We start from the raw sequence: 14328 nt of genomic DNA, 5'->3' as shown, positions 1-14328 counted from the left end.
CAAGGCGATTTTCATGAGAATCAACCTTCTCGGGCCGCTTCAGGCCTACGGGGACGATCACCGCGTCGACATGGCGCCGGCCGCCCAGAAAGTACGCCAGACACTGGCGGTGCTCGTACTCAACGCGGGCCGGGTGGTGCCCTTCGAGCACCTCATGGACGAACTGTGGAACGACAATCCGCCGGCCAGCGCGCCCACCGCGTTGCAGACGTACGTGTACCAGCTCAGGAAGCGGTTCTCCCTCGGCAATCCGAGGAGCGGCGGCGCGGTACGTGCGGCCGGGCCGCTGCTGGGCACGGTCGACGGCGGTTACCAGCTGTCGCTGCCCGCCGACCACGTGGACGTCTTCCGTTGCGAGCCGTTGCTCGCCCGTGCCCGAGCGGAGTTCCACGACGGAGACTTCGCCGGGGCCCGTGACACAGCCGCCGCGGCGCTGCGGCTGTGGCGGGACGACGCCCTGGTGGACGTGCGCAAGGGGCCCATGCTGAAGGCTGAGGCCATCCGGCTGAAGGAACTGCGCACCAGCGCACACCACTTGCGCATCGAATCCGACCTGCACCTCGGCCGGCACCATGAAGTCCTCGGCGAACTCACCTCGATGGCCGTGCAGGAACCGACGGACGAGTGGGCCCAGGGCAATCTGATGACGGCGCTCTACCGCATGGACCGGCGGGCGGAAGCGCTTCAGGTCTACCGCCGGGCACGCGAGCGGATCGCCACCGAGCTGGGACTCGATCCTTCACCCCAACTCCGAGCCCTGCACACGGCCGTGCTCACGTCGGACGAGGCGCTGCTGCGTCCCGGCGGGCGGCTCACGGTCGTGTCCGCGGCCACCCGGCCGCCCTGCCATCTGCCGGCCCCGCGCGAGCGTCTGACCGGACGCGCCGGCCAGCTGGCGCGCCTCACGGAGGTACTGGCCGGCCGGGCGCGGGAGGACCGGCCGCTCGTGGTCGTGGGCGGTGCCCCCGGCACGGGGAAGAGCGAACTGTGTCTGCACGCCGCGCATCAGGTGAGCGGTCACTACCCGGACGGGCGACTCCACGCACGTCTGCGTGACGGCGCCGGTCGGCGGGTGCGGCCCGCCGAGATCCTCCGTTCGTTCCTGCGCGGACTCGGTGCGACAGAGATGCAGTTGCGGCAGAGTACGACCGACCTGAGCCTGCTGTTCCGTACCTGGACCGCCGACCTGCGCGTTCTGGTGGTGCTCGACGACGTGTGCGACGTGGAGGAACTGACGCCGCTGCTGCCGTCAGGTGCCGGCTGCGGCGTGGTGATCGGCAGTCGTAGACGGCTGTTCGTGTCCTCGACGGCGGTCCACGTCGATCTCGCCGGACTGCCCTTCGACGACTGTCTGCGACTGCTCGCATCCTCCGTACCGGGGCACTCCATCGCCCTGGACCCCGAAGGACTGCGACAGCTCGCCCGGTTGTGCCGGGGGCTGCCGGGCGCGCTCTTCGCGATCGCGGCGCAGTTGCGCCGCCGTCCGCACTGGACGGCTCGGCAGGCCACCGCGTGGGTCCTCGCGTCCGGGGGCGTCGACAGCGATCCGCAGGGCGTGCGGGCAGGATTCGACCGGACGCTCGCGACACTGTCCGCCGAGTCGCGGTCCCTGGCCCACGGGCTGTCGTCTTCCGTCGCCCCCGACCGGCTCACGCCGGCGCTCGCCGCCGCGACCCTCGGGATCAGTGACCAGCGCGCCGAGGACCTGCTGGAGGAACTGGCGGAGAACTACCTGCTGCGCCCGCACCGCCCGAGTGTGAACGGCCGGTTCTCCTACGAATGGGAACCTGGGACAAGCCCGTTCGCGACACGGCCGGGCAGCGCGTCGGTCATGCGCTCCGCCTGACGCCCGGTCCCGGTGCCATCCTGCCCCTCGTATCGGGCGTCTTCGGTGCGCGGTGCGCGGCAGACGCTTCAGCCGAGTGCGACTCCTACCACGGGCTCATCAGCCTCCCCGGCCTGTGATCGCCGGGATGACCTCACACAGCACCGCTCCGGCCGGCGCGGCCCTTTCCGACCCTTCCACACAGCCGATCCTTGGAGAACCGTCATGCCGAAGCGCCCGAAACTCGTCCTCGTCGGTCAGTTGTCCGTGTTTCCCTGGGCGTTCGAAGCCGCCGAACGTGCCGGCATCGACCTGATCCTCGTCCCCAGGGGGGACGACACGCTGGAGTCCGCCGGGCGGCCGGACGCGGTCGTCGAACTCCTGCCACTGGACATCGACGACGACCCGGACGGCGCGTTGTCGGCGCTCACCGAACGCCACCGCCAAGAGCCCTTCGACGGCATCATGTCGGGCAACGAAAGGGTCATTCCCTTCGTGGCGCGCGCCGCTCGGGAGCTGGGCTTCCCCGGGCTGACCGAGGAGGCGGCGGCCGTGGTGCGCGACAAGCGCAGCATGCGTCAGCGCCTCCTGGAAGCGGGGCTGGGTGTGCCCGGTTTCGTGGTCGTCAAGGATCCGGACCACTGGACCGACGCGCTGACCCTGCGCTTTCCCGTCGTGGTCAAACCGGCGAACGGCCACTCCAGTTTCGCAGTCATCCGTGCGGATGACAGGGACAGCCTGGAGCAGGCCGTGGCCCGCACCTGGAGCCTCGTCGAGACCCACATGGCCGCCGCCGACGGATCGCACTCGGACACCGGTGTGCTGGTCGAGGAATACCTGGACGGGCCGGAGATCTCCGCAGAATCCCTGGTGTTCCACGGACAGGTACGGGTCTGCGCCATCAGCTGGAAGGGCGAACTGACGGGGCCCTACTTCGAGGAGACCACGCTCCGGGCCCCCGCCCAGCTACCGGCCGAGATACTCGCCGCGATCGAGGCGGAGGTGATCGGCGCCCACCACGCCTTCAGCGTCACGGAAGGCACCACGCACACCGAACTACGGCTGGTGGGCGGAGTACGGCCGGTGCTGCTGGAGATGACCGCGCGCCTCGGAGGCGGAGGCAACATGCACCACCTGACCCACGTCAGCAGCGGGATCGACCTGGCCGCCGAGGCGCTGCGCATCCACCTCGGCCAAGAGCCGCTCTGCTGGCGCGAGGAGCCGGCCCCGGCCGGTCACGCGGCGGCCTATCTGGTGCCGATCGGCGGCGGCGGACGGGTCAAGCGGATACGGGGCCTGGAGGCGGTGCGTGCCGACCCGCGGGTGGACTACGTGGTGGAGACCGCGGGTCCCGGAGCACTGTTGCGCCCCTACCCGGACTGGACCGGAAACCCGGCGGTCGTGCTCTCGCACCACGCGTCGGACGCGGAGGCCGCGGCCTACCTCGCCCACCTCGCACAGACGCTGCACGTCGAGTACGAGGAACGGGACTGACCTGAAGCGTGTCCGGGCGGCCGGCCACGGCAGCCGAGCGCAGGACCTCGCTCCGATCTTGTCGAACATCCGGTACAGGCGGCCGGCCGCCGCACGCACCGAGATGTGCGGCCGACCGGCGAACTCCCGGTCGGCCGGACCCGAGACGGCCGATCCGGCGACCGCCGTCACCGGGCGTGACCGGACCATCGGTCGCACCCGACACCAACCGCACCCGTCCCGGCCGTACACGCAGACGCCACCGGGACACCCGCACAAAGGGGAAAAACCATGACCGCCAGCACCAGCGACACGCCGACAACCGGACGGCAGCTCCATGACGGCGTACCCGCCTTCGCGGAGCAGGTCCGCCGCACGGGCTTCGTCGTCATACCCAAGGAGGAACTCGCCGGGCTGATCAGCGACGCCGACCTCGAGGAACTCCGCGACGCCTGGGAGGACCTGCCGGTCGACACCGAGGTCGACGGCGTCGGCGTGTACCGCGAGCGCCGCTACAGCCGGTTGCGCGTCGTCGTCGACGGCGACACTGTCACCTACGAGGTCCTGCCCCACGCCGCCTTCCGTCAGGATTCCATCCCGCTGTGGGAGGGCAAGGACCGGCTCTTCGAACCGGTCGACCAGGACCTCCTGCTCAGCCCCACCATGCGCGCCCTGGTCGGTTTCAACGCCCGGATGGCGACCGCAGCGGGCGGAAACAACTCGTGGCGGACCGGGGTCCACCTGGTCCGCGTCGTCGCCCGCGCCGACGCCGACGGACTCCCCACTCCCGAGGGCCGCCACCGCGACGGGCACTCCTACGTCGGGATGCACCTGATGCGCCGCGAGGGCGTCACCGGCGGTCTGTCCACCGTCCACCCCAACGACGGCGGCGACATCGTGCAGACCACCCTGGTCCAGCCGCTCGACACCATGTTCATCGACGACAACATGATCACGCACGAGGTCTCGCCGATCGTCCCCGAGGGCGCCTCGGGAGTGCGCGACATGCTCATCATCGACATGAACCCGATGGCCTGAGCCCACGGACCGGGCGCCACACCGACGCCGAGACCCGACAGGGTGCGGTACCGCTCGGCAGGCCCCAGGCGAGCAACGCGTGCAGGGCCGGGGCCAAGAGGTCGCCGAGCCGGAGCCGCCGCTGGGGCTCTCCGGAACCTCGCCGAAGCTCCCCGGAGCACGGACCGTGTGCACCACATACTCGCCGCCGGCACCAGTACGCCGGAGCCTTCCCGGCAACGCCGGTGCCGGCGGCGACCTTCCCGGCGGTCCGCACCCGATGGCGACCCCGTGCACGGACGCGGCCATGAGGACCGCGACGTGGAAGCGGTGCCCATGCCCCGGACCCGGGCCGGGGCGTCGCAGAACCCGCTCACCCCGGCGGCGGTCGGCCTCAGCAGTACGGCTCCCAGAGCTCGTACTCCAGGGCGCCGGAGATCGCGGGCGAGGAGTCGCGCAGACGGGCGAGCAGGGCGTGGTTGTGCGCGCGGATCTCCTCGTCGTACCCGGCCAGCGGGCTGTCCTCGGACAGGTCCAGCAGCCACAGCGGCCGAAGCCTCGCGCCGCGCAGCGCCTTTCCTTGCGCGGTCTCGGTGCCCGCGTGCACCCAGCGCACTCCGGGCAGACGCGCCGCCATGTAGTAGGTGAGGTTGAAGTACTCGGCGGCCGAGGCGAGTCGGTCGTGGTCCAGGCCCAGCGCCCGCAGGTACACGGTTGCGCCCCTGCGGTAGTACATGCAGAAGCCGACGGGCGGTTCGCCGGGGCGCGAGCACAGCACGACCTGGGCGCGTGGACCGGCGAGTTCACCCTGCATGCGGAATGACTCAGCCATCGGGGCCACGTCGACGGTTCTGCCGTAGCGCAGCAGCGAACGGGCCAGCAGCCGGGCGACGTCCTGCCAGGACTCGGCGAGCGTCCGGTGCTCCAGCTCGTATCCGGCCTTCTCGAACTTCCTTATCTCGCTGCGGATACGACGGGCCCGGTGCGCCGACAGCGAATCCAGCCAGGCAGGGAAGCCGCCGGGCGGAATCTCGATCCAGGCGTCGGTCTTCAAGGCGACCGGGGCGGTCCGTGCCCCCGCCGCTCGCATCGCCTTCACGTCCCCGGTGGTCAGGTACATCGCCACGCGGGCGATCTTCTCGGCCCCGTGCACGGGCGAGCGCAGCGCACGGACCGCGCCGAGCACTGCGGCGGCCGCCTCGGCCCGATCGGTACCCTCACCGGTCAGCAGGTGCGCCAGGTAGCCTCGGCGCTGGCCGATCAGCAGGCCGCCCGGCTCGGGCGCCGGCAGACCGCGCGCGGTAAGCAGGTCGTGCCACCGCAGATCCGGGTTGGGCTCGTCGGTCACCGCTGCCACCGGGATCGCGGCCCGGCCACCGCCCGGGGTCTGTACGTGCAGCCCGCCGGAGACCGCCCCGGGGTCGAGGGCGCACACCCGCAGCCACAGCGCCGACGAGTAGAACCGCCCGTCGGCGAGCCGGTCCCACTCGGTGTCCCCGAGCCCTCCGACGGCGTCGGCGAACGTGTCCGTCGTGGCGGTCATCGCGCCTCCAAAGTCTCTGCCAGACCGTGCCCGCGATCTCGCTGCGCGATCGGACGCTGAATGTGCCGCCTCACGCAGGCGGGATCCGAACCTGCGCGGCGAGCGGTTGACGTGGCTGATCCGAACGGTTGGTGAGCCGTCGCCGACCGAGACCGGCGGCTCCGGAGCGGCAACAGCCCCGGCGGCTTCGTCCTGCTTGTCCGAACAATCAGCGGCGTCCATTCCGGTGTTTCAAGAAATCCATTACTAACACAGGTGCTCAGTGCCTGCAGGGGTCAATGGTCAGCAGATGAGCCCCAATTGAGCCCCGATTGAGTCGTGACGGGGAACGGAGTGGAACAGTGGCCATCGCGGACCGAGGGGCTCGGTCATCGGCGAGCAGGAGCGGAGATCACATGTCGGCGGAGTGGGTAACGGCCCAGTACAACGAGGAGTTCCGCGCGCCGGGCAGCGTCCTGCCCCGGGTCGCTCAGCACGTCAAGAACTTCCCGACGCTCGTACCGTGGCACGGCGAGTACCTGGCCAGGCCCCTCTTCGTCGCCGAGCGGGAGCTTCGCGAATTCTCCGAAGATCTGCAGCACCTCATCGACATTCTCTTTTCCCTTCCGGACCGCATGTTCGGCGGAGATCTGGACGCTTTCCGAAAGGTGCTCGGCATCACCGACGGCCGATGGGAAGCGATTCGGCGGTTCGGTGACCTGGTGCCCCCCTCCTTCGGCCGGGCCGACATGTACCACGACGGCACCTCGTTCAAGCTCCTTGAGACGAATCTGGGGAGCGAGTCCGGCGGCTGGGCTCTTGCGAGTGAGATGTCCCAGGCGACGCTGGAGGTGGATGCCTTCGCCGACTTCGCGCGCCGGCACCGGCTCGGCTATGTGCATCCCATTCGGGCCGTGGTCGAGGCGCTCCGCAGTTTCGGCGCTCGGGTGGCACCCGGCCGCGAGCCGGTGGTGGCCATGCTTGAATGGCGTGGCGGAATGAGGGACTACGGCGAGCTCTGGCTCAACTTCCAGTCCGCACTGCGATCAGCGGGTTTCGACATCCTGCTGGCCGAGGTCTCCGATGTGCACGAACGCGACGGGGCGCTCTACCTGGGGGACAAGAAGATCGACGTGGTCTACCGCGCCTTCGTCCCGGACCAGATCGCCGAGGAGCCCGGCGGCTGGGACCTGATCGCACCCCTGCTCCGCGCGCACCAGGCGGGCGGGACACTGCTGTGGACCCCGCTCTCCAGCAACGTGTTCGCCAACAAGGCCTGTATGGCGCTGCTTTCGGACCCGTCGTGGCGGCGCACCTTCAGCGAGGACGAGTGCCGACTCGTCGACCGGGTGCTGCCCTGGACCCGCCTGATGAACACCGATGCGCTCAAGGCCGACCCCGACCTCGTCGACGAATGCCTGGCGCGGCGCGATCAGTTGATCCTGAAGGTCAACGGGCGCGGCGGCGGAGTCGGCGTCGTCGTGGGCTGGGAAACGGACGACGCCACCTGGCGGCAGGCTCTGGAGAACTACGCCGAAGAAGGATGCATCGTGCAGCAGAGGGTGATGCCGCGTTCTGAACTCGTGGTGGACCCGGTATCCGGGGAGACCGAGGAATGGCATGCGGCCTACGGCCTGTTCTACACGCCGGACGGTTGTGCCGGATCCTACGCCAAGGTGGTGCCGGCCGGTTCGGGCGGCATCATCTCCATCGCAGCGCATGCCAAGGCGTGCAGCGCGGCTGTCTTCTACCAGAGTGAGCTGCCCGCCGGTGCGGTGAAGTAAAGAGAAGACGCCATGATGCCGCAGCAGTCCCCCGCACCTTCGGCGTGGCAGCGGTTCCAGACGGCCTGGGGGCTGCCGGACCTCAACGGGAAAGGCCGCTTCGTCACGGCCAATCTGATCGACAGCCTCGGGAACGGGTTGGTGGTGGCGTTCACCGTCGTCTTCTTCGTGAAGACGACGACGCTGTCACTGGTCGCCGTCGGAGCCGCGCTCACTGCCGGCCAACTGCTCGCCCTGCCCTTTCCACTGATCATCGGGCACCAGCTGGACAAGTACGGTCCGCGCCTCGTGGTCGGCGCGGGCAACTGGGTATCGGTGGCTGGATTCATCGGTTTCCAGTTCTCGCACGCAGCCTGGCAGATCGTGTGGTGGCAATTCGTGGTGCAACTGGGTTCCACCGCCTTCTGGATGGGCAACAGTCCACTCACCGTGCTGGTCGCCCAGGGCGTCGAGCGGGCCCGCTGGTTCGGCTTCGTGCGTGCCATGCGGAACGTCGGCGTCGGTTTCGGCGGCGTCGTGTCCGCGGTGGCCCTGAGTATCGGAACCGTCGCCGGGCTGCGGACGGTCATGGTGATCAACGCGGTCACCTTCGCCGTCGCGGGCTGGCTCGTTCTCACCTTGCGGGGCGCGGACACCAGCGAGGCGACCGGCGCCGAGCCCGACGAGCCGAAGCCCGTCCGGCCGGAGCAGGCAGCGGACGAAACCACCCGGCAGCCCTCGGCCGGCTATCTCACCGTACTGAAGGACACCCGGTATCTGCGGCTGGTCGCGACGAACATCTCCTTCGTCTTCGCCTCCACGGTGATCTCCGTGCTGCTCGCCGTCTACGCCGTGGACGACCTCGCTGTCGACGCCTGGATCGTCGGTGTGATCGTCGTGCTGAACGCGGCCATGGTCGCACTGCTCCAGACGCTCGCCAGCCGGTGGATCGAGTCCCGCAGCCCGGTGACGGTGCTGGTGCTGGCTCTGCTGTTCAACGCGGCGGCGTTCGTCGTCTTCGGCACACTGCCTGTGCTGCCCGGCTGGGCGGTGGTCGTCGGGCTGTTGATCGCGATGGTGCTCTACACCGTGGGCGAGATGCTCGGCTCGCCGCCGACCAGCGAACTGAGCGTGGTGATGGCACCGGAGCATCTGCGGGGCCGCTATCTCGGCGTCTACCAGATGTCCTGGTCGATCGGTGCCGCCGTCGCCCCGGCGCTGCTCACAGCGCTGCTGGAGGGTGGTGCGGCGCTGCCCTGGATGTTCCTCGCCGCGATCAGCGTGCTGGCCGTACCGCTCGTGATCGGTCTAGGCCGGCCGCCCACCGACACGGGCCAGGCCGCACCAGCCAGGGACACGTCCTCCACGGAGCGGTTCGGAGGCGACCCCGTCGACTGAACCTGGCCACGGTTGCCGAGCCGCACCGAACCCCCAACGCCGTCCGCCGTCCGGCAGCACACCGGGCGGCGGACGGCGTTCCCCGTGTTCGCCGTTCGTCGGCCCGCGCCGCAGTCTCATGTCGCGGTCCGGCCGCCATCGGCTCACCGAGCCGCTCTCCGCCGAGTGCGATGCCACCCTGACGGCCGACGGCACCTTCAGCGTCGGGCGGCATGCCGGCCTGGGGCGGAGAGGTCAGCGCCGGACGATCAGCCCGCCGCGCGGTCTCGCGGCCACGGCTGCGGCCGCGGTTGCGTTTGCGGCCGCGGTTCAGGAGTCCCGCTTCGGTGCGTGCCCCTGGGTACGGGAGTCGACCGGAACGACGCCGGTGCCGTCTGCGCTGCTCATTGCCGCGCCTCCGCCTCCAAGGCCTCGGCGAGACCCGCAACGGTGGGGTTTCTGAACAGGAGGACCGGCGGGACCCGGCGTCCGAGCCGCTCGCCGAGGCGGCTCGCGACCATGGTGATGGTCAACGAGGAGCCACCGACGTCGAAGAAGCCGTCCTGTGGGCCGAAGTCGTCCTCGACGCCCAGGCACTCCCGCCACACGTCGGCGACGAGGAGCTGCTGCTTGGTGAGGTTCCGGCGGGTGGCCGGCGCCTGGTCGGGCACCGGGCGTGGGTCGGGCAGTGCGTTCCGGTCGACCTTGCCGTTCGGGGTGAGGGGGATCTCGCCGATCACGGTATAGCTCTGCGGCAGCATGTAGGGCGGAAGCCGCTCCGCCAGGTGGGCGCGCAGTTCCGCCGGGTCAGGGGCGGGTCGGTCGGGGAGGTCGGGGATCAGATAGGCCGCCAGCTGGTCCGCACCGGTGCCGGCTCGGCGCACGGCCACCACGCAGTCGGCCAGCGCGGGGTGGCTCTGGAGCGCGGCCTCGATCTCCCCGAGCTCGATGCGAAAGCCGCGCACCTTGACCTGGTGGTCGTTGCGGCCGAGAAAGACCAGATTCCCGTCGGGCAGCAGCCGGACCACATCACCCGTGGCGTACATGCGGGCGCCGGGCTCCGCGGCATACGGGTCGGGCAGGTACGCCGCGGCCGTGCGGGCCGGCTTGCCGAGATAGCCGCGACCGACGGCACTGCCGCCGACGTACAGCTCCCCGCGACAGCCCGGGACGACCGGGCGCAGCCGCTGGTCCAGCACGTAGAGGTGCGCGTTGTCCGTCGCCCGGCCGAACGGGACGCTCGGGAGATGGCTGTGCCGATCGAGCGACTCCTCGGTGATCGGGCAGTACGCCGAGGTGACGGTCGCTTCCGTGGGCCCGTACTCGTTGAAGACCTGACATCCCGGCGCCGTGGAAGACAGGATGCGGCGGGCGACGTCGTGCGGCACGGCCTCGGCCCCGGTGAACACCAGGCGTACAGAGGCGAGTCGCGGAGCGGGATCCGTACCGGACTCCAGCAGGATCCGCATCTGCGAGGGCGTCGCGTTGAGCGTGGTGATGCCGCGCTCGGCGACTTCCCTCAGGAACTCCTCGGGATCGTAGGCGGCGGTGGGGCTCGCCAGGTGCAGTTCGGCGCCGGACAGCAGGCACTGGAAGATCTCCCAGACCGAGTTGTCGAACGCCACCGAGTGGTTGAGCAGGGCCCGGTCCCGCCCGCTGAGCCGGCACAGCCGCTGGTTCCACTCCAGGAACCCGGTGATGTTGGCGTGGGTGATCGCCACACCCTTGGGGTTGCCGGTCGAGCCGGACGTGTAGATCACGTAGGCGAGGTGGTGCGGCTGTGCCTCCTCGGCCGGCCCGGGGTCCGCTCCGGGCTCCTGGTCCACCGCCACGAGCCGGACGCCGTCGCCGAACAGGACCGAGGTGGGGTGCTCCGGGTCGGCGACGACCAGGTGTACGCCCGAGTCGGCGAGCAGGTACCGCAGCCGGTCCGTCGGGTAACCGGGGTCGAGCGGCACATAGGCGCCGCCCGCCTTCAGCACGCCAAGCAGGGCGACCACCAGCTCCACCGAGCGTTCCAGACAGACCGCGACCAGGGTTTCGGGACGCACCCCCCTGGCACGCAGCTCCCGGGCCAGCGCGCCGGCCCGCGCGTCGATCTCGGCGAACGTCAGCGACCGGCCGTCGCCCACGACGCAGACCGCGTCCGGGGTCGTCCGCACCTGGCGGTCCCACAGGCGGACCAGGGTGGTCGGCTCGGGCAGTGGCTCGGCACGGTTGCCGAGGGAGACGGCACGCAGCTCGTCGGCCGAGACGATCTCCAGTTCGGACAGTCGGGAGGTGGCGTCGGAGACCATCTGCTCGATCACCCGCAGGAAGTGCCGGCCGAGGCCCCGCGCGAAGTCCGCGTCGAACAGGTCGGTGGCGTACTCGACGGAGATGCTGAGGTCACCGGCCCCGGTGGCGTGGTCCGTCACGTCGAGGGCGAGGTCGAAGCGAGCGGTGCCGAGCCGTCCTTCCAGTTCCTTGCGGTCGTACAGTTCGGGCAGGTGACCTGCCTTCGGCTCCTCGTGCAGGGCGAAGAGCACCTGGAAGAGCGGATTGCGGCTCAGGTCGCGCTCAGGACTCAGCTCCGCCACCAGCTTCTCGAAGGGCAGCTCCTGGTGCGCGTACGCCTGCCGTGCGACCTCGCGGACCCGGCCGAGCAGCTCGCGCCAGGTCGGGTCGCCGGACAGGTCGGTACGCAGGACGACGGTGTTCACGAAATAGCCGACCACGTCGTCCAGTTCGGCGCGTGGCCGGCCGCCTGTCAGGGTGCCCACGGCGACATCGCTCTCGTCGGCGTACCGACCGAGCAGCACCTGCAAGGGGGCCAGCAGACCCATGAACAGCGTGACGCCCTCGGCCCGGCACAGGGTGCGCAGTCGTTGAGCCAAGTCGTCCGGGACGCGCAGCAGTTCGCGGCGACCGCGGTGGCTCGCGACGGCCGGCCGGGGGTGGCTCGTGGGCAGCTCCAGGACAGGCACTCCGGACAGCCGGGTGCGCCAGTGGGTGAGCAGCTGCTCCAGCTCGGCACCGGTGAGTCGCTCGCGCTGCCAGGCCGCGTAGTCGGCGTACGTCGCAGGCAGCCGTGCCGGGTCGGGGCGACGGCCGGCGGCGAGGTCCGTGTAGAGCTCACCCAGTTCCCGCACCAACAGGTCGACCGAGGTTCCGTCACAGGCGATGTGATGAAACGTCAGCAACAGGACGTCACGACCACGGGTGCCCAGCACGTCCGCGCGCAGCAGCGGTGGCCGCCCGAGGGCGAAGGGGGCGCGGATCCGCTCGGTCAGCAGCGCGTCCAGGTCCTCTTCGGCGACCTCGATGCGGCGCAGCGGCACCGGTCCCGGCTCATGCGGTTCGGGCAGGCCCCGGCCTGCGACGGCTACGACGGCCGTGCGCAGCGCCGGGTGCCTTCGCACCAGCGCGGTCAGGCAGTTCTGCAGCAGCGTCAGGTCGAAGCGTGCGCCGCCGGGCATGCCGAGGACGACCGGCAGATGGTACGCGGGCACCGAGTCGTTCAGCTGCTCGAAGAACCAGATACGCTCCTGGCCGAAGGAGAGTTCGGCGGTCGCGGCCGCGGGGATCGGCTCGTCGTCCGACGGGGCCAGGTCGTCCAGGGCGGCGGCGAGCGCGGCGGGTGTCGGATGGGCGAAGACGGACTGGGCGTCGACCGGTACGCCGAGCTCGGCACGCAGCCGGGCCACGGCCCGTACCGCGGTGAGCGACTGGCCGCCCAGGCCGAAGAAGTCGTCGTACGGGGACACGTCGTCGAGCCCGAGCACTTCGGCCCACACCCGGCGCACCGCCGTGGTGTGCGGCGGCAGCAGGGCATCGTCGAGTACCGGGCCGCCTGCCCTCACCGGGCTGTAGGGGATCCGACGCACGGCGCCGCGGTCGGCCTTGCCCGCGGGCGTCCGAGGGAGGGCGTCGAGCACCGCGTAGCCTTGGGCCACCATGTGGGCGGGAAGCCGCCGTGCGAGATGGTCACGGACCTGGGGGGGCAGGTCATCGGACGAGTTCCGCGCGTCGTGCGCGGGCACGAGGTACGCCACCAACTGGCCGCCGCCCGCTGCATCAGGATCGACGACCACCACCGCGTCCGTGACGAGAGGATGACTGCGCACACAGGCCTCGATCTCGCCGAGCTCGATACGGAAACCGCGCAGCTTGATCTGGTGGTCGTTACGGCCCAGCACCTCGAGGGTGCCGTCGTCGGACCACCGGGCGAGGTCGCCGGTCCGGTACAGGCGCCCGGAAGCGTCCCCGAACGGGTCGGGCACGAACCGGTCGGCGGTCAGCGCGGGCCGGTTGAGGTAGCCACGCGCCACACCCGCGCCACCGATCCACAGCTCGCCGGTGACTCCCGGGCCGGCCTCCCGTCCACCCTCGTCCACGACGTGCAGCCGGATGTGGGAAAGGGCCGTGCCGACCGTGACCCGGTCGGTCACGGCGTCGACACGGGCCGCGGTGGCCCACACCGTCGCCTCGGTCGGCCCGTACAGGTTCCACAGGGTGCCGCCGGTGGCGAGCAGGTCGCGGGCCAGCGGCGGATCGAGCGGTTCCCCGCCCGACAGCAGTATCCGGCCGTGCCCGTCGGTCCAGCCGGACGCCAGCAACATCCGCCAGGTGGTCGGGGTCGCCTGGACGACGCTCACACCCGCCTCGGCGATGGTGGCGGCCAGCAGCTCGGGGTCGGTGTTGGCAGCGCGCGGGGCCATCACCACCGTCGCCCCCCGGGTCAGCGGCAGGAACAGCTCCAGTACGGAGATGTCGAACGACAGCGGGGTCAGTGCGAGGACCCGGTCGTGCGCCCCGAGGCCGGGGCGTTCGCCCACACTGCGCAGGAACGAGGTGATCGCCGCGTGGTCGACAGCCACGCCCTTGGGCAGACCGGTCGATCCGGAGGTGTAGATGACGTAGGCCAGGTGGTGCGGATGCGCCACCCGGGTCACGGGTACGCCGGGTTCCGAGGGGAACTCCTCGGCCAGCAGGACGTCCCTCACGCCGGACGCCAGGGCCTGCGCGCGGCCGTCCGCGTCGCACAGCCACAGCGCGGGCCCCGCATCAGTGGTCATGTGCCGCAGCCGGTCGGCCGGGTAGCCGGGGTCGAGGGGCAGGTACGCGGCACCCGACTTCAGGATGCCGAGCAGGGCCACGACCATCTCCACCGAGCGGCCGAGGCAGACGCCGACCAGGATTTCCGGTCCGATGCCACGTGCCTGCAGCTCGGCGGCGAGTGCCGTGGCCCGGCGGTCCACGTCGGCGTAGGTCGCGCGGTGTGCTCCCGCGACGACTGCGATCGCGTCGGGGGTCGCGGCTGCCTGCCGCTCCCACAGTGCGACCAGGGTGGTCGGCGCCATGAACGGATC

At 70.7% G+C, this 14328-nt stretch carries 7 protein-coding genes; 5 read left to right on the top strand and 2 right to left on the bottom strand.

What is annotated here, in order from left to right; genetic code table 11:
- Nucleotides 1-13 precede the first annotated feature (13 nt).
- The 3 genes from IE244_RS29990 to IE244_RS29980 all read left to right on the top strand — a co-directional run bounded on the left by IE244_RS29990 (nt 14) and on the right by IE244_RS29980 (nt 4336).
- Nucleotides 14-1846 carry an AfsR/SARP family transcriptional regulator gene (locus tag IE244_RS29990; RefSeq protein ID WP_191876689.1) on the top strand — a complete coding sequence of 611 codons (1833 nt, stop codon included), beginning with the start codon at nt 14-16 and terminating at the stop codon, nt 1844-1846.
- A 204-nt stretch (nt 1847-2050) separates the two neighbouring features.
- Nucleotides 2051-3319, top strand: a complete 1269-nt coding sequence (locus IE244_RS29985) for an ATP-grasp domain-containing protein (RefSeq protein WP_191876688.1) — start codon at nt 2051-2053, stop codon at nt 3317-3319.
- 270 nt (nt 3320-3589) lie between these two features.
- On the top strand, nt 3590-4336 hold the full coding sequence (locus tag IE244_RS29980) for a 2OG-Fe dioxygenase family protein (protein ID WP_191876687.1): 747 nt from the start codon (nt 3590-3592) through the stop codon (nt 4334-4336).
- Between the two features lie 373 nt (nt 4337-4709).
- On the opposite strand, the gene IE244_RS29975 is transcribed toward IE244_RS29980, so the two are convergent.
- On the bottom strand, nt 4710-5858 hold the full coding sequence (locus IE244_RS29975; protein WP_191876686.1) for a GNAT family N-acetyltransferase: 1149 nt from the start codon (nt 5856-5858) through the stop codon (nt 4710-4712).
- Nucleotides 5859-6253: 395 nt separating this feature from the next.
- Here IE244_RS29975 and IE244_RS29970 point away from each other — a divergent pair, with 395 nt between their 5' ends.
- Nucleotides 6254-7621 carry a hypothetical protein gene (locus tag IE244_RS29970; RefSeq protein ID WP_191876685.1) on the top strand — a complete coding sequence of 456 codons (1368 nt, stop codon included), beginning with the start codon at nt 6254-6256 and terminating at the stop codon, nt 7619-7621.
- A gap of 12 nt (nt 7622-7633) precedes the next feature.
- Entirely contained in the window at nt 7634-8998 is a 1365-nt protein-coding gene (locus tag IE244_RS29965) for an MFS transporter (protein ID WP_229854419.1), read from the top strand.
- Nucleotides 8999-9381: 383 nt separating this feature from the next.
- Here the strand turns inward: IE244_RS29965 and IE244_RS29960 are convergent, their stop codons facing one another.
- Nucleotides 9382-14319, bottom strand: a complete 4938-nt coding sequence (locus IE244_RS29960; protein WP_191876684.1) for a non-ribosomal peptide synthetase — start codon at nt 14317-14319, stop codon at nt 9382-9384.
- Between the last annotated feature and the right edge of the window lie 9 nt (nt 14320-14328).

Source organism: Streptomyces filipinensis (genome assembly GCF_014649495.1).
Classification (GTDB): Bacteria; Actinomycetota; Actinomycetes; order Streptomycetales; family Streptomycetaceae; genus Streptomyces; species Streptomyces filipinensis.
The sequence above is the reverse complement of the archived record's forward strand: the minus strand, read 5'-3'. Positions and strand labels throughout refer to the sequence as shown.

Coding starts and splice junctions, on each gene's coding strand:
- IE244_RS29990 (WP_191876689.1), top strand. CDS start 14: ATGAGAATCAACCTTCTCGGGCCGCTTCAGGCCTACGGGGACGATCAC.
- IE244_RS29985 (WP_191876688.1), top strand. CDS start 2,051: ATGCCGAAGCGCCCGAAACTCGTCCTCGTCGGTCAGTTGTCCGTGTTT.
- IE244_RS29980 (WP_191876687.1), top strand. CDS start 3,590: ATGACCGCCAGCACCAGCGACACGCCGACAACCGGACGGCAGCTCCAT.
- IE244_RS29975 (WP_191876686.1), bottom strand. CDS start 5,858: ATGACCGCCACGACGGACACGTTCGCCGACGCCGTCGGAGGGCTCGGG.
- IE244_RS29970 (WP_191876685.1), top strand. CDS start 6,254: ATGTCGGCGGAGTGGGTAACGGCCCAGTACAACGAGGAGTTCCGCGCG.
- IE244_RS29965 (WP_229854419.1), top strand. CDS start 7,634: ATGATGCCGCAGCAGTCCCCCGCACCTTCGGCGTGGCAGCGGTTCCAG.
- IE244_RS29960 (WP_191876684.1), bottom strand. CDS start 14,319: ATGGCGCCGACCACCCTGGTCGCACTGTGGGAGCGGCAGGCAGCCGCG.